General features: G+C 43.4%; 18 protein-coding genes, 1 other RNA gene and 1 pseudogene. 10 read left to right on the plus strand and 10 right to left on the minus strand.

Annotated features, from left to right (window positions below):
- Positions 1-8: 8 nt before the first annotated feature.
- From ACQY1Y_RS23580 to zds, 6 genes are all read right to left on the minus strand, one after another.
- The gene (locus ACQY1Y_RS23580; RefSeq protein WP_430013677.1) at positions 9-1280 is read right to left on the minus strand and encodes an MFS transporter; all 1272 of its coding nucleotides are present in this window, start codon (positions 1278-1280) and stop codon (positions 9-11) included.
- Positions 1281-1289: 9 nt separating this feature from the next.
- An RNA gene (gene ffs / locus ACQY1Y_RS23585) (signal recognition particle sRNA small type) lies at positions 1290-1386 on the minus strand.
- A gap of 86 nt (positions 1387-1472) precedes the next feature.
- On the minus strand, positions 1473-2609 hold the full coding sequence (locus tag ACQY1Y_RS23590; protein ID WP_430013678.1) for a DUF58 domain-containing protein: 1137 nt from the start codon (positions 2607-2609) through the stop codon (positions 1473-1475).
- A gap of 359 nt (positions 2610-2968) precedes the next feature.
- A complete protein-coding gene (locus ACQY1Y_RS23595) occupies positions 2969-3988 on the minus strand; it encodes a long-chain acyl-[acyl-carrier-protein] reductase (RefSeq protein WP_002739243.1) in 1020 nt (339 codons plus the stop codon).
- A 147-nt stretch (positions 3989-4135) separates the two neighbouring features.
- Complete coding sequence (locus ACQY1Y_RS23600) at positions 4136-4831, minus strand: aldehyde oxygenase (deformylating) (RefSeq protein ID WP_430013679.1); 696 nt, start codon at positions 4829-4831, stop codon at positions 4136-4138.
- A gap of 229 nt (positions 4832-5060) precedes the next feature.
- The gene (gene zds / locus ACQY1Y_RS23605; protein WP_002755392.1) at positions 5061-6521 is read right to left on the minus strand and encodes a 9,9'-di-cis-zeta-carotene desaturase; all 1461 of its coding nucleotides are present in this window, start codon (positions 6519-6521) and stop codon (positions 5061-5063) included.
- Between the two features lie 137 nt (positions 6522-6658).
- On the opposite strand from zds, the gene ACQY1Y_RS23610 reads away from it, so the two are divergent.
- Entirely contained in the window at positions 6659-9097 is a 2439-nt protein-coding gene (locus ACQY1Y_RS23610; RefSeq protein ID WP_430013680.1) for a glycosyltransferase family 39 protein, read from the plus strand.
- Positions 9098-9798: 701 nt separating this feature from the next.
- Here the strand turns inward: ACQY1Y_RS23610 and leuC are convergent.
- Together leuC and ACQY1Y_RS23620 are read right to left on the minus strand one after the other, a co-directional pair.
- On the minus strand, positions 9799-11199 hold the full coding sequence (gene leuC, locus ACQY1Y_RS23615; RefSeq protein ID WP_052275952.1) for a 3-isopropylmalate dehydratase large subunit: 1401 nt from the start codon (positions 11197-11199) through the stop codon (positions 9799-9801).
- A 276-nt stretch (positions 11200-11475) separates the two neighbouring features.
- Positions 11476-11610: pseudogene (locus ACQY1Y_RS23620) on the minus strand (MraY family glycosyltransferase); the annotation flags it as partial.
- 378 nt (positions 11611-11988) lie between these two features.
- Here ACQY1Y_RS23620 and ACQY1Y_RS23625 point away from each other — a divergent pair.
- From ACQY1Y_RS23625 to ACQY1Y_RS23635, 3 genes are all read left to right on the plus strand, one after another.
- Positions 11989-12696: a PIG-L deacetylase family protein gene (locus tag ACQY1Y_RS23625; protein WP_002744943.1), complete on the plus strand. Its 708-nt coding sequence runs from the start codon at positions 11989-11991 to the stop codon at positions 12694-12696.
- Between the two features lie 90 nt (positions 12697-12786).
- A complete protein-coding gene (locus tag ACQY1Y_RS23630) occupies positions 12787-13353 on the plus strand; it encodes a sugar transferase (protein ID WP_002738376.1) in 567 nt (188 codons plus the stop codon).
- Between the two features lie 11 nt (positions 13354-13364).
- Positions 13365-14207, plus strand: a complete 843-nt coding sequence (locus ACQY1Y_RS23635) for a formyltransferase family protein (protein ID WP_272015397.1) — start codon at positions 13365-13367, stop codon at positions 14205-14207.
- Between the two features lie 259 nt (positions 14208-14466).
- On the opposite strand, the gene ACQY1Y_RS23640 is transcribed toward ACQY1Y_RS23635, so the two are convergent.
- Complete coding sequence (locus tag ACQY1Y_RS23640; protein WP_430013681.1) at positions 14467-16764, minus strand: RelA/SpoT family protein; 2298 nt, start codon at positions 16762-16764, stop codon at positions 14467-14469.
- Positions 16765-16985: 221 nt separating this feature from the next.
- Here ACQY1Y_RS23640 and patD point away from each other — a divergent pair, with 221 nt between their 5' ends.
- The 6 genes from patD to ACQY1Y_RS23670 all read left to right on the plus strand — a co-directional run bounded on the left by patD (position 16986) and on the right by ACQY1Y_RS23670 (position 23613).
- Complete coding sequence (gene patD, locus ACQY1Y_RS23645) at positions 16986-17342, plus strand: heterocyst frequency control protein PatD (protein WP_002739345.1); 357 nt, start codon at positions 16986-16988, stop codon at positions 17340-17342.
- A gap of 430 nt (positions 17343-17772) precedes the next feature.
- Entirely contained in the window at positions 17773-19398 is a 1626-nt protein-coding gene (locus ACQY1Y_RS23650; protein WP_430013682.1) for a dipeptide ABC transporter ATP-binding protein, read from the plus strand.
- A gap of 57 nt (positions 19399-19455) precedes the next feature.
- Complete coding sequence (locus ACQY1Y_RS23655) at positions 19456-19701, plus strand: hypothetical protein (RefSeq protein WP_002738900.1); 246 nt, start codon at positions 19456-19458, stop codon at positions 19699-19701.
- The gene (locus tag ACQY1Y_RS23660) at positions 19695-21830 is read left to right on the plus strand and encodes a glycosyltransferase (protein WP_430013683.1); all 2136 of its coding nucleotides are present in this window, start codon (positions 19695-19697) and stop codon (positions 21828-21830) included. The genes ACQY1Y_RS23655 and ACQY1Y_RS23660 overlap by 7 nt, the downstream gene beginning before the upstream one ends.
- Positions 21831-22061: 231 nt before the next feature.
- On the plus strand, positions 22062-23027 hold the full coding sequence (locus ACQY1Y_RS23665; RefSeq protein WP_272104627.1) for a M48 family metallopeptidase: 966 nt from the start codon (positions 22062-22064) through the stop codon (positions 23025-23027).
- Between the two features lie 319 nt (positions 23028-23346).
- Positions 23347-23613 carry a DUF6761 family protein gene (locus tag ACQY1Y_RS23670; protein WP_002739044.1) on the plus strand — a complete coding sequence of 89 codons (267 nt, stop codon included), beginning with the start codon at positions 23347-23349 and terminating at the stop codon, positions 23611-23613.
- A gap of 81 nt (positions 23614-23694) precedes the next feature.
- On the opposite strand, the gene dacB is transcribed toward ACQY1Y_RS23670, so the two are convergent.
- Positions 23695-24585, minus strand: a complete 891-nt coding sequence (dacB, locus tag ACQY1Y_RS23675; protein WP_430013684.1) for a D-alanyl-D-alanine carboxypeptidase/D-alanyl-D-alanine endopeptidase — start codon at positions 24583-24585, stop codon at positions 23695-23697.
- Between the last annotated feature and the right edge of the window lie 193 nt (positions 24586-24778).

Consider the following 24778-nt stretch of genomic DNA (forward strand, 5'->3'; position numbering starts at 1 on the left):
AGTAAGCTTTATTGTAATTGTCCGCGCAGAGCATAACGATCTTTTTCTAAACCGAAAGCGAAGAGAAAAGAATGGCTTATAGTGGGGTTAGAAAGAGTAAAAAAGAGAAAGAGAGCGATAACAGCCAATCCTGACGATAAACTAAACATAGTTTCGTAGGAAATTGCTAAAACCCCCAGAATTGGACCTGCTAAGGCCGTTCCCACATCAAAACCGCCGATACAGATAGAATAGGCCCGGCCGCGTTCTTGGGGCCTAGAGCGATCGGAGATTAAAGCCAGTAACATAGGGAATAAAATCCCCCCTCCCGTACCTTCGAGAATAGCGGCTAAAATTAAAGCGGAAGGAGATCGAGCAGAAGATAGAACCAACATGGATAAACCATAGCAAAAAACGCTAATAGTGATGAATAAACCCCGTCCATAGCGATCGCTGGCTCCTCCCGACAAAATCCGCCCGATTACGCCCGATACTGCCGCACAACTGTAGAATAGACCAGGACTAAAAGGTATCTGATTTTCGAGGAGAAACAGGGGTAAAAAAGCGACTAAACCACCGAATAAAGTACCAACCAGTAGAAAAACTAAGGTAGGGACTAAAAAAGCCCGCTCTTGACATAATGCCCAAAAACTGCGCTCAATTGTCCGATTTTCTGCCTTCATTTCCGCTAATTTTTTCTTGAAGTCCGGTTCTTGAATGGAGAAACCCAAGAGAAATGCGATCGCTCCTGAAGTGGCAGAAACTAGAAATAAACCGTCATAACCGATCGATTCGTAGAGATAACTGCCTAAAGCCGGACCTATTCCCATGCCTAGGAGTGCAGTTAGGCTCATATAACCAATTATCTCCCCCCGTTGACGAACGGGGGAAAAATCCACCACTAGGGTGCTGTAACCAGTGGTAAAAGCGGCAATACTGAGGCCATGGTAGGCGCGGACGGCGAATAAAGAGGAAAGATCGCGAAAAAATAGATAACCGAGGGGTGCGGTAGCGGCGACAATAGTTCCAAATAAAACCACTAATTTGCGACTGCGGCGATCGACTAGATTGCCTAACCAACTGCGCGATAAAATTAAACCGATGGCAAAGGCCCCCATGACAAAACCGATATCTTGTTTGCTACCGCCTAGGGAATCAATATAGATGGGGAGAGTGGGGACAAGAGTGGTGATACTTATCCAGAAAAACAGCGCCGTGACGAAGAGAATCAGTAGTTGACGACGAGTTTCGCCAGTAAGCGATCGAAAAGTTTTGAAAGCGTTCACAACAGCGACCGTCACGGGCAACAAAAAGACCCGGAGATCACGCCAGTCACAAGCATCCCGTATTGCTGCTACCTTCCGGTCCTGACAAGGTTAAGGCGTTGCGATCGCATGAGTCCGAGTCTTTTCTATCATAACATCTTTTTCCGGGATACTGGCATTTTTTTCCAGAGAATTTCCTCTCAATCTAGACTGGGAACAGAAATTTTCTCAACGAGGGGGTTTTTGCAATTGTTGTTGTAGAGAAATTTCTGGTTCGATCGCCAATCCGCTAAACTGTCGGATCAAGGGTGAAGGACTCTCCCTAGAATCGGCAGCGAGGAAAAATAACCAACGGCTGCCGGGGGTGAGTTGTTCAATGGAATTGAAGTTACTTGTCAACCAAATTAGCGGTAAATTAGGCAGATTAGCGTTTTTTTGACTAGCTTTTGCCTCTATACTGGCTAAAGTTTCTAAAATGATCCTCTCCCCCTGAATTAAACCCGTTTCACCGGTCCAGAGTTTCACATTTAATTGCCGACGATGGGCATAAAAATAGAGGGAAGCAGCGGCAATAATCGCCCGTTCAAAACTGTCTTCTTGCCAATCACAGAGGGTATCGAGACAGATAATCACTTCCTGTCCTCCCGTTAACACTTCTAATTCCCGAATTTGAAATTCTCCCAAACGGGCGCTAGTTTTCCAGTGAATTAAACGGGTAGAATCACCCTGGCGATATTGTCTCAGGTTACGCGTAAGTCCTTGACTAGCCCTTTGATAATAGCGATTATTTTCTAATTTTTGTGCCATCTCTTGACCGAGGGAATCGATTAGGGGACATTGTTGTAAGGGTAAAATTTGGGGATAAACTAAAGCTTTAGCCGCTGCTTGATGACAACGACGACACCAAAATAAACCGAGAGGGGCTGCTGTTCTTAATTGTACTTCTTGCCAGTGATAAATACCCCGTTTACTGGTGGGTAAATAATAGGTCCAACGATGGCAACTTTTGGGGGCAATCGTTTCTATTGGGGTTATTTTTGGCTGATCGAGAACTATAGGCAGGATATCTGTCACTTCTAACAGATTTATCGGCTGATTGCTAGTATTTTCTATCTCTAGGCTAATACTAAGATCGTCTCCCGCACTTACGGGTACAATGGCAAGACGACGCACTTTCAGGGGAAGAAGGGAACGACGGGGTAAAATTATCGATAAAATTAAAATGGCGATTGTCGTGCCACAGATAGCATACAACCATCCCGCCATGGTATTAGTCGCCGCTCCGAAAAAACAGAGGGTAATGCCAATGATTACCCCACCACCGTAAGCGGGTAAAATACCGCGATCTTCTAACCAAGTTTTCATAGGGTTTAGTGGTTTTGTCGTCTTTGCTGGAAGGCTAAAAATCAGACCCACACTTCTAGAATTACCCCAAAAGCCCTCTGATCAGCGAAGGGAGTCCTATCCCTTGCCACTATTGTTATTTTTCTTAACAAAACTTAACAATTGATGGCAAAATTTTGCTTGCTTTTGTCGGCAGATTTTGGGATAATATTTTTAAAAGAGTTTATTCATAATTGGAATCTAAGCACTCAAGAGTAAACACAAACATACCATTATGAAACAAGCATAACCCAAGCCGCCGCTAAAGTCAAGCACTTACTCTAATTATTTTTCGCCTGAAACTTCTAATTCCGTGGTCGGTGGGGGGTTGGAGATATTAGTTAAAATAACAAAGGTTGAAACCCGTGTTTGCGGGAAGCTGCACCGATTTGTTCCATTTTAGGGACGGTAATTTGATTGCGTCCCCAGGAAAAATTAGTTTGCCAACCCTCCAACTCCAATAAAATCGCCTCAGCAAAACAGGCAAACATTTGACGAGAGGGAATATCCATATTAACGATTTTCATAATTTTCCAGTCAATATCGAGGGAATGCTCGACAATGCCGCCCTTAATCACAGAAACATCGGGGGCATTTAACACCGTGCCTAAATTTTTCGGATAACCACCATCAATAATAATGCAGGGGCGCTTGAGTTTATCTGGATCAATTTCCACCCCTTTAGGCATACTAGCCACCCAAACAATGATATCAGCCAGGGGTAAAGCCTCCTCTAGGGGAAGAATTTTACCGCGTCCTAACTCCTCTTGCAGAGATTGTAAACGCTCTTGATTGCGTGCCACACATATTAGTTCTTTTGTATCGGTTTTTTCATTTAACCAACGACAAACGGCGCTGCCGATATCTCCGGTGGCCCCACAAACCACGACGGTAGATTGAGCTAAATCGATGCCCATTTTGTCAGCGAGGGTTTGCACCTGAGTGCAGATGACGTAAGCGGTGTGGGTGTTACCGGTGGTAAAACGGCCAAAATCTAGCTCGATATTGCGCACCTGTCGATTATCTTTGAGATTAAACTCCTCGAAAATAATTGAAGAAAAACCGCCGAGTGCGGTGATATTGATATCACTTTTTTGAGCGAGTGCCATGGCATTTAGCACCTTACGAATAGCAGACTTTACCCAACGATTCGACAACATCTCCGGTAAAAAACAGGATTCGATGTATTTTCCTCTGATGGTTTGCCCCGTGATGCTGGTGACATGAAAATCATCGACAATTTGCGGGGGGGCAGCGCACCAAAAATCTAATCCCTGGTTAGCATATTCAGGATAACCTAGATCGTCGGCGACCGATTGGGCGTGTTCTAAACTGGTAAGATGACCTATAAGACCAAACATTGATTGTTCTTTCGTTAGACTAGATGGCACTAGATAAAAATTAGGATATTGCTAAGAAATCGTTAAGACTCTTAAATATAATACACAAAAGAGCCGCTCTGTGTTGAGCGGCAGCAGGGGAAAAAAAGAAATCTCGATGCTCAAGCTTTAGACGGCAGTTAATCCGTAGGCAGACATCCGCATGATATCACGGGTGCTGAAACCAATATTGCTTAACGCTTCCCCGTAGCTAATCATAAAGTCTTCCACGAGGGCCTCTTTTTCCATAGCGAGGACGCGAGCATCATTCTCGACTTGATTGAGCATTCTCCAGACAATGGGAAGATTAGCGCGATTTGCAGCTTCTAATTCCTCTTTAGCGGTTTCAAAGTTCGCTTTTAGCCATTCTTCGCCAAAATTGAGGTGTAAATATTCGTCTTTAACTACGCTTTCAGTAATTTTACGGGCAAAAGGATCAGCAACAGGAATATAAATATTATAGGCAGCGATCGCAAAAGCTTCGATAATCAAAGATTGGATCAATAAACAGGTAACAATTTTACCTTCTGCGTAGGCAATTTGGAAGTTATTGTGCAGAGAGGAAAAGAATTCTTTGGCATACTCCATATCAGGAGTGATTTTCAAATTTTGGCCGCAAGCTTGAAAACCTTTCATGTGACGGTTTTCCATTTTTGCCAGACGGTGTAACTCTTCTTTGTTATCGGTGAGGATGTCTGCTAATTGAATATAATTGCTATTGGCCTCGTATTCGCCTTCAATAACGATGGCATTAATGCGACTGTAGGCTGATTTATAGGTTTCGCTGGTGAAATCAAGCTCTAATGGTACAGCAAGCTCTGGCATAAACTCGATTGACTCCTATTTCTGACGAGATTTTTCCGATGTTCTTTCCAGTCTAGGGTAAGCCTTCTAGATGGAGTGATCTTTTTACGAGTCTAGCTCGATCGGTCTTTTTTGTATAGCTTGGCCTGAGGGGCTGACTTGCCAAGTTAACTATAGGGGTTATCTTTTGCCACTGAAAACAAATCTAGAGGCAATCCCTTCTCAAGGGAGGAGATTGCCGGCTGTTTGCTCAAACCGTGGCTAAAGATTTCCGGCGCTCGGCCTGTTGTAGGATCGCTTTGGCTGCCTGTTTACCCGATAAAGTGGCTCCTTCCATGCTATCAATGTAATCCTGTTGAGTATAACTACCAGCAAGGAAAAAGTTAGGGATAGGAGTCGCTTGCGAGGGACGATAGACATCCATCCCCGGTGCTTCCCGATAGAGACTCTGGGCCAATTTCACCACACTAAACCAAGTCATCTTTAACTCCCGCGAGGAGGGAAATAACTGATGGACCTGCGCTAAAACGTGCTGGGCAATATCTTCATTTTTAGCTTTAATAAAAGGGTCCCCAGGGGTTAAAACTAACTGTAATAAAGAACCTTCTCCGGGGCGATAATAATCCCTAGGACTGGTGAGAGCAAGATCTGCAAAACAGGAAAAATCCGCTTGGTGGGTGTACAAAAGATTGTCAATTCCCACCGCTTTTTGCAGTTGTCGGCGTTTTTCGGCATCATTTAACTCCGTCACCCAACCGTCAAAACGCAATTGTACCGTAGCGACGGGGACGGCTTCTAGTCGGAAAATATTGTCAAAAATCGGCATTTTTCGCCAATCTTGGGGAATGAGACGCTGAATACCGGGGACATCACCAGCGCAAACGTAGGCATCTGCGGTGATAGTTTCTGTGGTTTCTCCGTTAGCGACGATCATGCCATTAACTTGCAGATTTTCGCCCTCTCCAGAATAGAGAATTTCCCGCACCTGACGACGAGTAGAGATTTTGGCACCCCGGGCCTCCAGATAGTTAATAATCGGTTTATGCAGGTATTCGTGGGGGGAACCTTCTAACATCCGCAGGACGGAAGCTTCGGTTTTAGCGGCAAAAAATTGGAAAATCGTCAGCATACAACGGGCCGAGATATTTTCCGTATCGATAAATCCTAAGGCATAGGCGATCGGATTCCACATTTTTTTTAAACTGCCTTCATTACCGCCATGGCTACGAAACCAATCGGCAAAACTAATCGAGTCCAGATCCCGAATCGTTTTCATCGCTCCTTGAAAGTCTATCAGACCGCGGACAATGGGACTGGTACCTAAGGCCAGAGAATTAAAGATTTTATCGGCTGCCGAGAGTTGGGAGGAGGTAAAAAAGGCTTTTAAACCGTTAAAAGGCGCACCTGCAGCGAAACGGAAGTCTAATTCGCCGATTTTTCCCCCTTCGTTGATAAAAGTGTGGGTGTGTTCTTTGAGCAGTAGGGATTGAAAAGCGCCCACTTTTTTCATTAACTCAAAAAGATTATAGTAACAGCCAAAAAAGACGTGCAAGCCCATCTCGATGTGATTACCGTCCGCATCTACCCAACTACCGACTTTTCCACCGACAAAGGGACGAGATTCTAAGATTTCTACTGTACAGCCCGCATCGACCAGATCGATAGCTGTTGCCATTCCCGCTAACCCTGCACCAACGATCACCACTCGCATTTGTCAAGTTCCTGTTACAATTTTTCACTAAATCTTTATTTTACCCCGATCGGTCTGGTGTTTCTTGCTGGCGATTTTTTCAGGGGCGCTTGAGAGCGTGGCAGAATAATTGAGAGTTGCACTAGGGAGAAGTCATTTTGAAGCGATCGCTAGAGGGGAAACAGGGATTAATTATTGTCAGTATTATTTGGATATTGGGGATATTAGTCGATAGATTCTGGTTTAGTCTCGATCATACTATTCCTGCTTGGGATCAGGCCGATTATCTCAACGGTGGGATTATCTATACCCAAGCTTTCCAAAATTCGCGCTGGTTTGATGGGGATTGGTGGCGCGATTTATGGCTAATGTCGCCGAAAATTCCCCCTTTAACCTATCTTTTAACGATTCCCTTCTTTAATCTCTTTGGTATTAGTCTTGACGCGGGTATGTGGGTAATGGCCATCTATAGCGCCCTACTGCTCTTTTCTGTGTATGGATTGGGAATTATCCTCTTTAATGGGACTGTGGCTTTATGGGCGGTCTTAATCTGTCAATTTCTACCCGGTTTATACTATTATCGCCTCGAATATCTCTTAGATTTTCCCTTAGCGGCAATTGTAACGTTTTCTTACTTCTGCTTGACACGGTGGCGATTTAGTGGTCAAGGCTGGCTAAAAGCGATCGCTTTCGGGATTTCTTTCGGTTTAGGGATGTTAGTCAAACAAACCGCCCTATTTTTCCTCTTTTTGCCGATTTTGTGGGTATTGGGCGAAAATCTTTGGCGAAAACGTTGGGGTAATCTAGCGCAATTAATGCTGAGTTTTTTGACGGCAGCATTGCTAATGTTTCCCTGGTATCGGACGAATTGGTTATTAATGTTAACTGCGAGCAAACGTGCCACGGTAGATTCGGCGATTTTGGAGGGAGATCCGCCTCTTACCAGTCCTGATGCCTGGACATTTTACGCCCAAGTTTTACCCTATTTTCTTTCTTGGGTATTGTTATTAGTTCCCCTGGTGGGATTATTAATCTCATTACGTCATAGAAAAACCGAAGATAAGGTTAATCGTCCTGTGTGGATTTGGTTAGGATTTTTTCTGCTGGGGGGATACCTATTATCATCCCTAAATATCAATAAAGATGCTCGTTATATTTTGCCGCTTTTACCGACTTTATCCTTAATTTTATCCGTTGGTTTATTATCTTGGCGTGGTCGTTTTGCCCCTGGTATCCGTTGGGGAACGATAACTATTGCCGCTATCCTCACCAGCTTAAATTTATTTCCCTTGGGGGGAGATATAATTACTAACGTTTTCAGTCCCAAATTACAACACCATCCCTATTTAAAAACTGGTTGGCAGCACGAAGAAGTAGTTAAAGAGATTCTAGCCGATTCTCCCTATCTTCGCAGCACCCTAGGGGTTTTACCTTCCACCCCCGAATTAAATCAACATACCTTCTCTTTCTACGGTGGTAAACATAATTCCCAGGTTGCCGGCAGACAGGTGGGAGTTCGGGAAGAAGATATAGAAAAGGATGTCAATTCTTTAGATTGGTTTTTAACTAAAACTGGTGAACAGGGTTCCGTCCCCGATGTCCAGAAAAAAATTGTTAATCGAGTCGCCACCGGACCAGATTTCCAAGTGGAAAAAACTTGGCAGCTACCGGATGATAGTACCCTTTACCTACACCGTAAAATAGACCCCTCCGTCACGGTTAAACCCCTTGAAAATGCGCCAAAACAGGTGGAATTAAGAGAGATTGCCATTGCCAAAAAAGCCTCTCCTAATCAACCCATTCCCGTGGTTTACAAATGGGCCGGAGACTGGCAACAATTAAAGTCAGGAATAGTAATTTTAACTTGGCAAGAAGTGGACGGTAAGGATTATTGGATGCACGATCATGGTATTGCTATGGGGGGATTAATGGCAAAAAAATTAACTCCAGAAGAGCAACCAAAGGGTTTTGAAGTCACTGAAAAAACTGCCATGCAGTCGGCAGCAACCCCCGGAGTTTATCGCTTATCTGCTGTCTATCTCAATCGGGAAACTGGCGAAACCTATCCGATTAAAACTAATGCTCAAATTACTATCGATCCTCAAGTTGCCAAGTTAGCAACGCCCCAATTAGATTTAGTGACCCAATTGCGCTTAAAGTCTGCTAATATTGGCCAAGGATTAACGGGTATTGAACCAATTTTTGAGTTAACTAATCGTATCAATCAATACGATTCGATTCAGGATTATGTGCTGCAAGCAGACAAGGCTTTTTCCTATCGTTTACAGCAACAAAACCCCCCCGATAAATTATCTTTAGCCTACGGATTAGCAATTTCTAAGGTACTACAACAGGATGTGGCAGGGGCAATAAAAGCCACGGAGGAAATGATTAAAATTGACCCCCATAATCCCTATCATTATGCTTATCAAGGTTTTATTTATCTCTACGATTGGCAACCGCAAGCAGCCCAAAAAGTCTTAGATAAAGCTAGACAATTAAATCCCGATAGTGAGGAAATTAAGACTTTAAATGCAGTGGCTGCCTTGATGGGGGGAAATCTCGTTAAAGCTTGGCAATTATGGCAGTCAAATTAAAATAGAGTGGGAAGTGGGGTGTGGGGTGTGGGGAGTTTTCTCAGTGAACTGATAAGTACCTAAGCAAAATTAATTACACAAATCTAACCCCCCCCTTGCCTCTTGCCTCTTGCATAAGTGCCTTTCTTCACTAGGAAATTTATTTTGCACGACTACTTAACTGATAACTGATAACTGATAACTGACTCCTGACTTCTAACCCAATGTTGGACAAAAATAAGTAAAAATTATTGGTTTATTGCAAAAACTTAAGAATATTTAAATTAACATTCCGCAATATTTATAAATTCTTAAGAATTAATTGAGAAAGATTTTTATTTAACAACGACGTTATGATGGTAACAGCGATTTGATAGAATTTCATAATGGGCTATTCTGTGCTTTTTTGGGCAGCAATGGTTGAAACCCTTGCCACACCTAGAAGGTGATCCTAATTAAGACGGGTAAATCAGTCAATTTCACCCACAACGATGATCTTTTTTTTATGTAGTTTTATTGCAAAAAAAAAGTTTTTTTGACAAAAAGCACAAAGTATGATACGAACCCAAGGTATTTCTGGTTGCGAGTAATTATTGTAGAGAAGGGAGAAGGGGAGAAGGGAGTGAGAAGTGGGGAAGCTGTCTCATCACCCTATCTCCTGCCTCCTGACTCCTGACTCCTGACTCCTGACCCCACTAACAAACTTTTTCAGCAAACCCTACTTAATTTAACAACTCCCTGGGATCGGTGACTTCCCCTTTAATCGCTGCCGCTACCACCATCGCCGGACTCATCAACAAAGTACGCCCGGAAGCGGAACCTTGACGACCTTTAAAATTACGATTGGAGGAGGAAGCGCTGATCTGATCTCCCTGCAATTTATCGGGATTCATGGCTAAACACATGGAACAGCCAGCCTCGCGCCATTCAAAGCCTGATGCTAGGAAAATTTGGTCTAATCCTTCCGCTTCCGCCTGTTTTTTGACTCTTTCGGAACCGGGGACGATAAAAGCTTTCACATGGGGGGCCACACGATGACCTTGGGCAAATTTGGCCGCTTCGCGCAGATCACTGATCCGGCCGTTAGTACAGCTACCGACGAAGCAGACATCGATTTTTGTGCCTTTAATCGGGGTGCCGGGGGTGAGTTTCATGTATTGATAGGCTTCCTCTGCGATCGCTCTTTCACTTGCCGGTAAACTTTCGGGAGTGGGAATGACTTCGTTAACCCCGATTCCTTGGCCCGGAGTAATCCCCCAAGTAACGGTGGGTTCGATTTCACCGGCATCGAAGACCACCACATCGTCATAAACCGCATCGGCATCGCTTTTAATGCTTTCCCACCAATTAACCGCACTTTCCCAGTCTTTAGGCGCAAAATCACGACCTTTGAGGTAATCGTAGGTGATTTGATCGGGGTTGATATAACCACATCGGGCCCCACCTTCGATCGCCATGTTACAAATCGTCATCCTTTCTTCCATGGACATCCGTTCGATTGTACTACCAGCGTACTCGTAGGCGTAACCAACACCGCCTTTAACGCCTAATTGACGGATAATATGAAGAATTACATCTTTAGCATAGACCCCGGGATTTAAATCGCCGTTTACCTCCACTCGACGCACTTTTAATTTCGATAGGGATAGGGTTTGGGTAGCAAGAACATCGCGTACTTGGGAAGTGCCGATGCCAAAAGCGATCGCACCAAAAGCGCCGTGGGTGGAGGTGTGGGAATCACCACAGGCGATCGTCATCCCAGGTTGGGTTAGTCCCTGTTCGGGAGCGATCACATGAACTATGCCCTGATTGCCGGAACCGATGCCGTAGAAAGGAATATGATTGGTTTGAACATTAGTTTCGATCGCTCGGATCATTTCCTCGGCCAAATCGTCAAGGAAAGGACGTGCTTGATTTTCGGTGGGGACGATGTGATCGACGGTAGCAATAGTCCGTCTGGGAAATAATACTTTTAAACCTCTTTCTCTTAGCATCGAAAAAGCTTGCGGACTGGTGACTTCATGCACTAGATGCAGTCCGATAAATAATTGTGTCTGTCCACTGGGAAGAATCTTAACCGTGTGTGCGTCCCAGACTTTATCGAATAATGTTCTTGCGCTCATTGACTTGGGAATGATAGTCATCTCCCTAATCATATCAGCTAACCCTGGCCGATAAATATTAATTTTTTCTTTTCTCTTGGTTAGGAGGGATAAGAGATAAATAGCTTTGTTTTTGCCAGATTAAAACCATCAGTGTTTGAGTGAAATAAAAGACTTTCGCTAATAACTATTTGAGTGATTACTTCTGCTCCTTACCCCCCGTTTCCTATAATCTTTCAAGAGGATTTAGTCTAACATTCTCTTGATTTCGCTCCAGAAGCCATAGCAATAAAAAATTTATTCTTTTCTTGTCACCGCTAAATTCTGCTCGCTAACTCTCCTGTTCAGATAAATTTCTCCGAGAACAATTAATCCTAGAATCAGAGGTAAACTCAGCCATGCTCCTAGGTTTCCTAAATAGTTAATACTAATATAGTAATACTCAAAGATTCTACCAAATTAACTAACAAGAGAGGTCATGGAAGTCTTACCGATATTCCTCATTGCCTTTTGCTATCAGACAACTAATACAACTAGCCATGATGATTAATCATACTCTTTTTTAGGCAACAGCAAGAAATCGTGGAGTTCAAAAGCGGGTTTCATCAATTTCCGTCTTAATACTAGGCAAATTCAAAAAAACCTTGATTGGCAAGCGCCCTTTACTTTATAGGAGCGATTAGCCCTAACAATGGAGCAATAAAATACTTAGTCGGCTTTCTTGTCATTTAGATTTCCCGCAAATTTTACCATCAATAGTAAGATAAGAGGGAGTTTCTTGTCTTGACCTATAAGTTTCCCCAGAGAAGCATGACAGTTTTAATTATTGTAGCTCATCCCGACGATGAAGTCTTGGGCTGTGGTGGCACTGCCGCCGCTCTTGCCGCTCAAGGCGTTGCCGTGTACCCTTGTATCTTATCTGGTCAGGTGGATGCCCGCCGTCAGCGTCCCGATTTGCCGGATTTATTGGAAGATATTAAGGCATCTAAAACTATAATTGGTTTTAAAAGCGCAATTTTAGGTAATTTTCCGAATATACAATTTAATACGATTCCCCATCTAGAGCTAGTGCAGTTTATCGAGCAGGCCATCCAGCAAACTCAGGCAAATATTATCTTTACTCATCATCCTCACGATCTGAACAATGACCACCATCATACCTCGATCGCTTGTCAGGCAGCTGCCAGATTATTTCAGCGTCGCTCGGACTTACCCCCCTTACGGGGACTATACTTTATGGAGATTTTATCGGCGACGGATTGGTCTTTTCCCGTGCAAGGCAATAGCTTTTCTCCCGATACTTTCTTTGAAATCGGCGAAACTTGCTTGGAACAAAAAATCGAAGCCCTGCGTTCTTATCGAGGAGTGATGAGAGATTTTCCTCACCCTCGTAGCCCTGAAATCCTGACGGGTTTAGCTGCCTACCGAGGTGGACAAGCGGGAATGAAGTATGCCGAAGCCTTTCAAACTGCTTTTCAGGCTTTGACAATTGGGGGGATTAGAGGTTATACCAAGTAAAAAGTTAAAAGTAACAAAGGGAAAACTTGATCGTGTCTGGGTTTTCGCTGTTCTTTCTCTAGCTTAAATTGTGAAAGTTGGTGTTGATCTATGTATAGTTCTTACGGAAAACGTCTTTTAGATATTGTCTTAGCGGCGATCGCATTATTAATTCTATCTCCGCTCATGTTATTAACCGCCCTAGCCATTTATCTAGAGGATGGTGCTTCGCCGCTGTTTCGACAACAGCGCGTCGGCCAAGAGGGAAAATTGTTTGAACTGCTGAAGTTTCGGAGTATGGGGGTTAATGCAGCCCAAGTTCCTTCGGCGCAGGCTAATTCTTTAACGATTACTCGTATTGGCCAATTTATTCGTCGGACTAATATAGATGAACTGCCCCAGTTAATTAATATTTTACGAGGGGATATGAGTATAGTTGGCCCCCGCCCTGCCCTACCTTCTCAAACAGACCTGTGCAGCTTACGAGAGCGAAACGGCTCCACTGGTTGTAAACCGGGGTTAACGGGATTAGCACAAGTCAATTCCTACGATAATATGCCTGATTTAGAAAAGGGAGAATGGGATGGTAAGTATGCCAGTAAGATATCCTTTTGGGGAGATGTAACTATCATTTTTAGAACCTTTGGTTATCTAACTAAAAAACCTCCAGTTTATTAAGGTCAGTTTTTATGAAATTTGCTTTTGTTACCTGTGTACAATTGGGTCTTGCTTGTATGGAAACCATCTACGAACAAGGTGGCAAACTAGACTTAGTGATTACTCTCAAAGATAACCTCGCTCAAGATAAATCAGGGCGGATTTATGTGGATTCTTTCTGTCAGCAGCGAGGTATAGAAGTTGTAAAAATTCGTAGTGTCAACGCTCCAGAAGTTATTCAATCCCTGCAAGAGAGAGAAATCGATTGGCTGTTCATCATTGGTTGGTCTCAAATCGCTAAACCACCAGTTCTTCAGGCAGTAAAAAGGGGTGTACTAGGAATGCACCCGACACTGCTGCCCGTAGGCCGCGGTCGCGCTTCTATTCCTTGGGCGATTATCAAAGGATTACCTGAAACAGGAGTGAGTTTATTTCAATTAGATGAAGGGGTGGATACAGGCCCGATTTTAGCCCAGGAAAAATTAGCGATCGCTGCTGATGAAACAGCAACGACTCTTTATCAACGGGTGGCGATCGCTCACCAGCAGTTGATCGGTCGCATCTGGCCAGAACTAATTAGCGATCGCTTACAACCAAGACCACAAGATGACTCTCAAGCGACTGAATGGCCTGGAAGGACTCCCGAAGATGGGCAAATTTACCCGACGATGACCGTCACCGAGGTGGACCGTCTGGTGCGTGCCACCACCCATCCCTATCCGGGGGCATTCTGGAAAGAACAAGACCAAATGATCAGAATCTGGCGTGGTGCGATCGGGAAATCCGCACAACCGCAACCCCCTAACAGCCGGCGCTTGTATCTAAGCGATGGTGTTTTTGATGCTATAGACTATGAGAGCCTGAGTTCGACATAAATAACACCCCTAATTCTGCCCTGGGCTAAAACGTTGTTTAATCAGGGCAACCACCAGAAAACTAATCAGAAAACTGATGACTGAGAGTGGGGATAATAACATAGGGATTTTTGCGCTCAGATTCATTATCGATCCTACGCTGTTCGGTGACAAAAAGTGCAGATATTGCCCTCGTGGTTTTAGTCAGTGTCAGCATCGCACTTCAACAGCTAAGGCGCTCTGAAGTTTGGGGGATATTAGCAGAAATTTTAGGTTTAACTTACTCTCGATCGCTTTTTACCTGACTGATGCGACGAACGTTTAAAACATCGCTCATCAGCTTAATTTGAGTAACACAGCGTTCAAATTGTTGCAGGTCTTTTACTTCAATTTTCAGGGAAATTAAAGCGGGTTTACCGAAATTAGTCTTAACTCCGGCATTGCGAACGTTAATATTTTGGTCACTTAAACGAGAGAGAATATCTTTTAAAACCCCGACGCGATCAATCACTTCAATCTGAATATTTACCGGATAAGTTTGATAACGTCCCTGGTCATCTATGGGGTTCCAACTAACAGGAATTAAGCGTTCAGCTTCGGCTTTTTCCACATTCGAGCAGCCCTGACGGTGAATAACAATACCTTCCCCCGCATGGGCAACTATACCAGTAATATTTTCTCCGGGTAAAGGACAACAACAACCAGCCAAACGATAGACTAATCCCTCCACACCGGCGATCGGTGATTTACTGACGGGTAAAGCCCTTTGAACGGGAGAAGGTGGTAGAATCAATTGGGAATCAGTTAGGACATCGGGCGGATTTTTGACCGTTAAAATTTCCTGTTGATTTTTAACTGTTTCTTGCAGACGATTAACCACATTTTTTAGGGTAACTTCGCCGTAACCCAAAGCCGCCAATAAATCATCTACTGCCACATAATTGCACTGTTTAGCCACCGATTGCATTCGTTCTGATTTCAGCAGGGCATCGAAGCCAGTTTTCCCCAATTCTTTCTCTAATAAATCACGACCTCGGCTAATATTTTCTTCTCGTCGTGATTTTTTGTACCATTGCCGGATGCGATTTCTGGCGCTAGGAGTAACGACAAAATTTAACCAATCTAAACTAGGGTGACTATTTTTGCTGGTGAGAATTTCCACCAGATCACCATTTTGCAAGGGAGCATCAAGAACTGACCATTTACCATTAATTCTTGCCCCTTTCATCTGATTACCTACTTCGCTATGAATATGATAGGCAAAATCTACCGGTGTCGCACCTTGGGCCAGAGCCACCACATCACCTTTGGGGGTAAAAACATAGATATCTTCTTCAAAGAAATTATTTTTGAGGCCATCCATGTATTCTTGGCCATCTTTAAGGTCTTTTTGCCAGTCGAGCAGATTACGCAGCCAAGCGAATTTTTCATCCGCGGCGGTTAAAGTTGTTTGACTAGAACCAGTTTCTTTATACTTCCAATGGGCTGCAATCCCGTATTCAGCAACATGGTGCATTTCTAGGGTGCGAATCTGCACTTCTAGGGGACGGGCATTTAAACCAACAACGGTGGTATGGAGGGATTGATAACGGTTAGCTTTTGGTAAACCGATATAGTCTTTAAAACGGTTGGGAATCGGAGTAAATTGGTCGTGAACTACGGCTAAACAACGATAACATTCCTCTTTAGTTTCGACGATAATGCGGACGGCGGCGATATCATAAATCTGCTCGAATTCTTTACCCTGATTGTGCATTTTATGATAGATGCCGTAGAGATGTTTGGGGCGACCCTGTAAATCAAGAACTTTTATGCCAATTTCTTGCAATTTTTCCCGCAATGTGTTAACAACTGTTTCGATGCGGGACTCTCGATCGATACGCTTTTCCGATACCAATAACTGCACGGTGCGATAAGCATCGGGTTCGAGGTATTTAAAGCATAAATCCTCTAATTCCCATTTAAATCGCCCAATCCCTAAACGGTTAGCCAGAGGAGCAAAGATTTCTCTAGTTTCGAGGGCGATGCGTTGCTGCTGTTGCGGGTTGAGGTGTTCGAGGGTTTGCATATTGTGCAGGCGATCGGCTAATTTGACCACGATGACGCGGATATCTTGAGCCATCGCCAGGAACATTCGGCGAAAATTCTCCGCTTGCCGTTCAGTTTTGCTAGAAAAGTTGAATTTGGAGAGTTTTGTCACCGCTTCCACCAAATTACGCACCTCAACACCGAATCTAGCCTCGATTTCTTCGGGGGTGACTTCCGTATCTTCCACCACATCGTGAAGGAATCCCGCCGCGATCATTGCCCCATCACCCCCCAGATCCCGCAGTAATCCCGCTACAGCTATGGGATGGGCGATATAGGGTTCCCCGGATTTGCGATACTGGCCCTCGTGGAGTTTGTAGGCGAAATTAAAGGCCCGACAGATTAAATCGCTATCGGGATTCTGGGGGTCGTTTTCGTAGGTAATTAGGCATTCTTGCAGCCAATCGGGTAAAACTAACGCTTTTTTCGGTTCCGTGGCTCGGGGAAGGGCGCTGAGGGTTTCTGGTTGGGTGGCAGTGATGGCGTTCATGGTTGGATCGGGGGGATAATAGGGGTGGTGGAGACGGATAACTAGAAAATTATTAGGCCGAAGGGATGCCAGATTACTTAACTCTCTAACACTGGCATCGGATCGATCGGCGAAAAGGGCGGGATTCTTTTAAGTTTTTGTCTCTGGTCGGGAGGAGGACTTGCAACCGTGACGGCAAATCGTTAATCTTATGTAACAAATTCTAACGCGCTTTGTATTGGATGCTACCGACAAATTACCATCAAGCCTACAAATCTTTGTTAAGAAAACTGGAGGATTTCAGTCTTGCCCTTCTGGATGGGGATGCTTCCACGGGGTTACAATCTTTTCAAGCTTTACAAACCTGTCTAGAAGGGGAGATATTGTCACTAAATGATGACAATTTCAGCCCAGAGGTGGCTAATCGTTGGCGCACAGTCCAGACGGAACTATATCGATCGTGGCGATTGCTGGAGACGGATTGGTTATTTTTGGCCTCGGCCCGGCAAGGACGGGAGAAACGTTTACAGATAATTAGCGAGCGAGTGGCGACTTTAAAGGGGTATTGTCGGCTTTTGTTAGGGGCAGTTGTCGATTAGTGATTAAATGCTCGATCGCCGTTTGTGTGGCATACTTGACCCTAAGTAGGTAGGCGTTAAAAATTATCAGATGCCCCCCTTATCAAGGGGGATCCCCCCGCCTATCGGCACCCCCCTTATCAAGGGGGATCCCCCCGCCTATCGGCACCCCCCTTATCAAGGGGGGCAGGGGGGATCGGCACCCCCCTTATCAAGGGGGATCCCCCCGCCTATCGGCACCCCCCTTATCAAGGGGGATCCCCCCGCCTATCGGCACCCCCCTTATCAAGGGGGGCAGGGGGGATCGGCACCCCCCTTATCAAGGGGGATCCCCCCGCCTATCGGCACCCCCCTTATCAAGGGGGGCAGGGGGGATCAGAGGCAAAATCTATCTTCGATTTAATTATAACTACTTACTTAAGTCCTAACTTTTATCGTTACCGATCGCCTCATGTTGGAAATTAAAGACCTAAAAATTGCCTACCCGACCGAATTAAGTTCTCCCTCTTGGGCGATCGATGGGGTATCTTTGAGTATAGGCAAAGGGGAAACTCTGGGATTAGTGGGTGAATCTGGTTGTGGAAAATCGACCATCGGTAAGGCTATTTTAAGGTTATTACCTAATCGCACTCACGTGGAAGGTGAGATTACCTTTGAAGGGCGATCGCTTTTATCTTTGTCTAGCAAACAGTTGGAAAAGTTTCGCGGGGAAGCGGTGGGATTAGTCTTTCAAGATCCGATGACGCGACTGGATCCGCTGATGACTATTGGCGATCATTGTGTGGAAACTTTGCAAGCTCATCGACGAAATTTAACCTATCGTCAAGCTAAAAGTCAAGCTTGTACTGTCCTAGAAAAAGTAAAAATTCCCGCTAATCGTTGGTCCCAATATCCTCACGAATTTAGCGGAGGAATGCGGCAAAGAGTGGCCATTGCTTTAGCTTTATTATTAAACCCTAAGTTAATTATTGCCGATGAACCCACCACCAGTTTAGATGTGACGGTTTCGGCGGAAATTCTGCGGGAATTAAAGCGTTTATGTAGCGAGGAACAGATGGGATTATTGTTAATTTCCCATGATTTAGCGCTGGTGGGAGAATATTGCGATCGATTAGCGGTGATGCAGGGGGGCAAAATTGTCGAATCGGGAGCGGTAAAAACAGTTTTTAATACACCTGAACACCCCTACACCCGTTCTCTTTTAGCCGCCGCTTTACACCTACAGCTGCGGGAGGAAAAATTAACGGCAATTCAAGGCAAAGAAACGGTGTTAAAGGTGGATAATTTAAAACAGTATTATACCCTAGAGGGTAACTTTTTAGATAGTTTTTTTAAGAAAGAAAAGAAATTTATTAAAGCGGTGGATGAAGTCAACTTTGAACTGTATCGAGGGGAAATATTCGGTTTAGTTGGGGAGTCGGGGTGTGGGAAAAGTACCCTATCGCGAACCCTATTACAGTTAATTAAACCCACCGGGGGAAAAGTGGAATTTTTAGGAGAAGATTTAACCCCTTTATCGGGGGAAAAAATGCGTCCCAAACGACGCTTAATGCAGATGATTTTTCAGGATCCCCTCGCTTGTCTCAATCCTCTAATGACGGTGGGAGAAAGTATCGCTGATCCGCTTTTGATCCACCAAAAAGTCAGTCTAGAAACCGCTAAAAAACAGGTTTTGGAAATGTTAGATCGAGTCGGTTTGACACCAGTGGAGGAATTTTATCGACGCTATCCTAGGGAGTTATCGGGGGGACAACAGCAAAGGGTAGCCATTGCTCGCGCTTTAATTACTCGTCCGGAATTAGTTATTTGTGATGAACCGGTTAGTATGCTCGATGCTAGTGTCCAGACACAGGTTTTAGAGTTAATGTTAGAGTTACAAAAGTTATTTAATCTCACTTATTTATTTATAACTCATGATCTTTGGTTAGCGAGATTCCTCTGCGATCGAATTGCGGTGATGACTGCGGGTAAAATAGTTGAAATGGGTGACACTGAACAAATTTTTAGCCATCCCCAACACCCCTACACTCAAAAATTAATCGCCGCAGCCCCGAGAATTTATCCCGACAGCAACTAAAATCGCTCTAGGGGTGTTTATAATTGTTATCATCTAGATATAGCTAGGAAAGACAAAATGGCCAGACAACTTCAGATAACTCTCCCTGAAGATACTATGCAACTTCTCGATCGATGGTTGGCGAGTAGTGATTATCCTGAAAAAGAATATAATAATTTAATTAATGAAGCGATTAAATTATATATTATGGAACCACAGAGAAACTACCTCAAGCAACAATTAAAGGAAGGAGCTATTGTTAGAGCAGAAAGAGATTTAAATTTAGCACAAGATTGGTTTTCTCCAGAGGAGTATTTATGGTAATAATGATTATTTTCAAAGTTAAAAAACTGCTGAAAAAATTTTTCTTTAGTCTCCAGGAGGAAGGATGGAAACCAGCACTGAAAAAGACGAAACGAAAAATTATCAAAATTCTCACAGGAAAGAGTTCCTCTGAATTTGAAGAACAGGTGATCGAAAGTGCTAAACTAGCTGAACCCCGACCCCTAGAAATTGCCAGTAGTGATGATCCTTTAGTCTCGATTATTATTCCTGCTTATAACCAATTTGCCTACACCTTTAACTGTTTGGAATCCTTGAGTGTTAACTTAAGTTCTGATTTAGCTTATGAAATAATCATTGTTAATGATGCTTCCACTGATGACACCTTAGAACAATTAGCCACTTTAGTTAAAGGAATTAAAGTATTAACTAATGCAGAGAACTCTGGTTTTATTCGTTCCTGTAATTATGGAGCTAGTCAAGCAAAAGGTCAATACCTATATTTTCTCAATAACGACACTCGTATTCTGGAAAATTGTCTAGAAAGTTTATTAAAATTAATTGTCAATAATCCCCAAGTTGGTGCGGTGGGTTCTAAGTTAATTTATGCTAATAGTAAACAACAAGAAGCGGGGGGAATTATCTGGAATTCTGCCGATGGTTGGAATTATGGACGCTTAGATAGTCCCGATGAACCAGAATATAATTATGTGCGTCCCGTGGACTATTGTTCGGGGGCCAGTTTATTAGTTCCTACGGAATTATTTAAGCAATTAGGTGGTTTTTCTCAAGACTTTATCCCCGCATATTACGAAGATACAGACTTATGTTTTGCCATCCGAGAATTGGGTTATCAAGTCCTCTATCAACCCCAATCTAACATCATTCACTACGAAGGAATCACCTCGGGAACAGACCTTTCCAGTGGGATCAAACAATATCAAGTTATTAATCAAACTAAGTTTCGAGAAAAATGGTCAAAGGTATTAACTAAACACCTGGATAACGATGCTAATAATGTACCGAAAGCTGCCCGACGTTTACAAGGAAACCCGACAATTTTAGTCATTGACTCCTACGTTCCACTATACGATCGAGAATCCGGCTGTGTGCGTTTATTAAATATTCTTAAGCTACTGCTCAATTTAGGCTATTCAGTGATTTTCTTTCCCGATAATGGCTATCCTGAACAACCCTATACTTCCGTCCTGCAACAGCTGGGAATTGAAGTTATTTATGGCACAGCGCAAAGATATAATCTAGAAGAAAAATTAATCAAATATTTACCTCTGATCGATGGAGTTTGGTTGTGTCGTCCCGAATTGTGCGATAAGTATATGGACTTAATTCGCTTAAAAACAAAAGCACCAATTATTTATGATACAATTGACCTGCATTTTCTACGTTTAAAACGGCAAAAAGACTATCTCGATCCCAGTTATCAAAATACTAGCTGGAGTTGGGAAACCTATCAGAAATTAGAGTTAAACTATGCTAATCAAGCGGAAGCAACCGTGGTAGTAACGGAAGACGAAAAGCAGGTTTTATCCTCTTTAGGAGTGAAAAATGTTTGGGTAATCCCCAATATCCATGAAGAAATTTCCCTGTCAGAAAAAGTTGCTTTTGACCAGCGATCGGGTTTAGTATTTATTGGTAGCTACAATCACCCTCCTAACATTGATGCAGTTAAGTGGTTATGTTTAGAAATTATGCCCTTAGTTTGGGCATCCCGTCCTGATATTACCGTTAATTTATTGGGAAGTAACCTCAAGGATGAAGTGAAGGAATTAGCCAGTGATAAAGTAGTTGTCACCGGTTATGTTCCCGAAGTAGAACCCTATTTTCAAAAGAGTCGTGTTTTTGTCGCTCCCCTGCGATTTGGTGCGGGAATGAAGGGTAAAATAGGTCAAAGTCTTTCCCTAGGATTACCCACTATTACCACAAGAATTGGTGCCGAAGGTATGGGATTAATTGACCACCAGGATGTTTTAATTGCCGATACTGCCGAGGAATTTGCCCAAGCAGTGATCGAACTCTATGATAATAGGGAATTGTGGCAAAAACTCGCTGATAATTCCCTAGAAACTATTAAGAGATACCAACCCGCTACCGTGCAAACTAACCTACAAGCTTTGTTATCTAATCTAGGAATTATTGCTAAGGATAGTTAACAAGAAAAAAGCTCATTTCTCCCACAGGTCTATTCTATGTCACCAAAATCAACTCTAGAATCAGCAATTTTGCAGAGTTAAAAACCTATTGAGAAAGTCGGAGTTCTCTAGAAGTAGTTCCCGACTATAACCCCCTCACTTCTCTCGAAAAATTTGGCAAGAAAAACTCAAAAACTTGGCAATTAATACCCGTTTATTTCTGATTAACGACTCCTTTCTCCTTGAAAAAATATGCCAACTTATCCTGATATCTCCAGTCAAGCTTTTAAACATCCCCTAGATCAGCAAGCTGAACAGGCCTTAAGATCAGTTCCGGGGTTTGATTTATTAGCGAAAAGTTTTTCCGAATATCTCTATGAACGTCCCCAACAAATTTTATTAATGGGCAATGATTTAAAAGTTGGTCCTCGTCAATACGCCACTTTATACGGCATCTATCGCGAATGTCTGCGGGATTTAGATATGTTCCCAGAACCGAATCTTTATGTCAGTCAAAACCCTTTAGCCAATGCCTATTCTTTGGGGTCAGAACATCCCTATATAGTCTTTAATACTGCTCTTTTAGACCTCTTAGATGAAGAAGAAATTCGAGTAATTCTTGCCCACGAATTAGGTCATTTAAAATGCGATCATAGTATTTTGATTCAAATGTCTTTTTGGGTGATGGGGGCGGCTAATTTTCTTGGGGACATCACTTTAGGACTAGGAAAAGCCATTACTACTGGTCTAGTTTATGCCTTTTATGAATGGCGCAGAAAAGCCGAATTATCAGCAGACAGAGCGGCTTTATTAGTTACCGATGATTTAAATTTAGTCCTGAGAACTTTAATGAAATGTGCAGGAGGAAGTCAAAAATATCTGCATGAATGCAACTTAGAAGAATTTATTCGACAAGGAGAAGCCTATCGACAATTAGACCAAGATAACTTAAACCAGATTTATAAATTTATCATTTATAATGGTGGGAATGGTTCCTTTTTAACTCATCCTTTTTCCGTGGAAAGAATCCAGTATCTACAGCAATGGTTTAACTCGGAATCCTATCGTCAAATTCGCCAGGGAAACTATGCCCAAATAGGGGTAAAAAGCTCAATTAATGTTGATGCTAATGATAGCGAAAGCGAAAGATTGCAGCGACAAATAGCAGAACTACAAGCACAAATTGAACGGGCAAAAAGACAAAGAAACCACGAATAACCAATAACAGCCCATAACTCGGACAAATCAGCCAAATTAGCCAAAAAAGGTGAGCAACAAGTGATCGCTAAATATTAGTTTTCCTGATTGATCAGCTGTACTGCATTTAAACTGCGTATTGGGAATTTTAGTACAAATGCTCAAACTTCCTCTCCCTGCTCCGGCGCTCACTGATTACTGATTACTGATCACTGAAAATGCGCTCGCCTGTGTTTTGCCGATTTGGTGGGTACAATAGAGATATCGGGGACGGAAGCAATTCTCCCTACGATGATCCATAAACACTTACCCCCACTCTCTTTTTTTTGTTCTACTGCCCATGCTCCAAGATACCCAATCCATTCGTTACTATCAAAGACTAACCGATGACATGGTGGATCTTTGGCACCGTGGCTCGCGTTTTGATGAGATCCGGCTATACGTTGAAGGCTATTTAGCCTGTTTACGCGATTCTAGTTCCATAGAACCCTATCTGATTCATCGTCTCGAAGAAGAAATATTTCGTTTTCTGCGAGATCCTTCTAATTTTGAATATCTCTCCCCCCAAACCCAAACCCAAACTGAAGCAGATTATGGCTATTATTAACCATTAGTCTTGCCTCATCTCCACAAGCAATTTAAATGCGCGGACAGCTGGTCAGGACAATTGGGTATTTTTACAGGAGAGCTACTGAGGTTGACAGGAACGAGATTCGGTCATCTGTAGAACAATAGTATCGATCGCTTTCACCAGAGCCTGTCCGGAAACCCGTTGATTATTAACGATAATGCTAAATAGCATCGGTTCTTGGTTGGGGTTTTCTAGATAACCCGATAGGGCCCGCACACCGGTGAGAGTGCCAGTTTTAGCGTAAACTGTGCCAGTAGCGGCCGTCTGACGCATTCGGTTTCTCAGGGTGCCACTAATTCCCGCTACCGGTAAGGAAGCATAGAAAGTATCGCGATTAGGAGAATAATACATCACCCGCAAAATTTCCACGATCGAGCGGGGAGTAGCATTATTACGGCGGGATAATCCCGAACCATCGGCTAGACGAAAACCACTGGGATCGATGCCCAATTGTGCCAAGATGGCAGTAACACTTTTAGAACCGCCGATAAAGCGAAAAAGAGTGTCAGCGTAGAAATTATTACTTCTCTGATTAGTGATATTCACCCAATCGCGCAGGGATTTTTTTTGAATTGTCGTTTCCGGGTTCATCGCTTGTAAAGCGGCAGCCGTGGTAAATAACTTTGTATTAGAAGCAGGGATAAAATAGCGATCGGCGTTATGACTATAAATAACCGTTTGGCGATCGATAGATTCGATTAATATACCCCACTGATTGGGAGCTTGACTGATAATTTTATCGATATTTGCCCCAATCAATTGAGTACAGGTATTATTATTGGTGTTATTGTTTTCTGGCGGGGGAACGTATAATTCGATGGATTCGTTCGACGAGGAAGGAGCGGGATAAACAGACAGATTAACTTGAGCGATGCTGGGGTAAGCCAAGGCGATAGTGGCTACACTGGCCACTGTCAGGGAATTAAGGCAATTGAGGAGTTGTTTCATGCTGTGTTTGTGTAAGCGTTCGCACTATTGTACCAGTTGCCGCTCAAGTGTCAACGTTACCTGTCTAACAGATTTTAGCGGCTAATGCACACCAATGCCAGAGAAGAAAGCTGGCAATAGCCCAGAACTGCACTGATACCGCTTCTCAACACCAGTTGGAATTTTTCTGGGTTCCAAAACTGGGCTATTTTGA

Source organism: Microcystis ichthyoblabe FBCC-A1114 (assembly GCF_050500245.1).
Lineage (GTDB): Bacteria > Cyanobacteriota > Cyanobacteriia > Cyanobacteriales > Microcystaceae > Microcystis > Microcystis ichthyoblabe_A.

What these genes read in the sequence shown, in the direction of transcription:
- ACQY1Y_RS23590 (WP_430013678.1), bottom strand. Translation starts at nt 2,609, where the DNA reads ATGAAAACTTGGTTAGAAGATCGCGGTATTTTACCCGCTTACGGTGGT.
- ACQY1Y_RS23595 (WP_002739243.1), bottom strand. Translation starts at nt 3,988, where the DNA reads ATGTTTGGTCTTATAGGTCATCTTACCAGTTTAGAACACGCCCAATCG.
- ACQY1Y_RS23600 (WP_430013679.1), bottom strand. Translation starts at nt 4,831, where the DNA reads ATGCCAGAGCTTGCTGTACCATTAGAGCTTGATTTCACCAGCGAAACC.
- zds (WP_002755392.1), bottom strand. Translation starts at nt 6,521, where the DNA reads ATGCGAGTGGTGATCGTTGGTGCAGGGTTAGCGGGAATGGCAACAGCT.
- leuC (WP_052275952.1), bottom strand. Translation starts at nt 11,199, where the DNA reads ATGAGCGCAAGAACATTATTCGATAAAGTCTGGGACGCACACACGGTT.
- ACQY1Y_RS23625 (WP_002744943.1), top strand. Translation starts at nt 11,989, where the DNA reads ATGACAGTTTTAATTATTGTAGCTCATCCCGACGATGAAGTCTTGGGC.
- ACQY1Y_RS23630 (WP_002738376.1), top strand. Translation starts at nt 12,787, where the DNA reads ATGTATAGTTCTTACGGAAAACGTCTTTTAGATATTGTCTTAGCGGCG.
- ACQY1Y_RS23635 (WP_272015397.1), top strand. Translation starts at nt 13,365, where the DNA reads ATGAAATTTGCTTTTGTTACCTGTGTACAATTGGGTCTTGCTTGTATG.
- ACQY1Y_RS23640 (WP_430013681.1), bottom strand. Translation starts at nt 16,764, where the DNA reads ATGAACGCCATCACTGCCACCCAACCAGAAACCCTCAGCGCCCTTCCC.
- patD (WP_002739345.1), top strand. Translation starts at nt 16,986, where the DNA reads ATGCTACCGACAAATTACCATCAAGCCTACAAATCTTTGTTAAGAAAA.
- ACQY1Y_RS23650 (WP_430013682.1), top strand. Translation starts at nt 17,773, where the DNA reads ATGTTGGAAATTAAAGACCTAAAAATTGCCTACCCGACCGAATTAAGT.
- ACQY1Y_RS23655 (WP_002738900.1), top strand. Translation starts at nt 19,456, where the DNA reads ATGGCCAGACAACTTCAGATAACTCTCCCTGAAGATACTATGCAACTT.
- ACQY1Y_RS23660 (WP_430013683.1), top strand. Translation starts at nt 19,695, where the DNA reads ATGGTAATAATGATTATTTTCAAAGTTAAAAAACTGCTGAAAAAATTT.
- ACQY1Y_RS23665 (WP_272104627.1), top strand. Translation starts at nt 22,062, where the DNA reads ATGCCAACTTATCCTGATATCTCCAGTCAAGCTTTTAAACATCCCCTA.
- ACQY1Y_RS23670 (WP_002739044.1), top strand. Translation starts at nt 23,347, where the DNA reads ATGCTCCAAGATACCCAATCCATTCGTTACTATCAAAGACTAACCGAT.
- dacB (WP_430013684.1), bottom strand. Translation starts at nt 24,585, where the DNA reads ATGAAACAACTCCTCAATTGCCTTAATTCCCTGACAGTGGCCAGTGTA.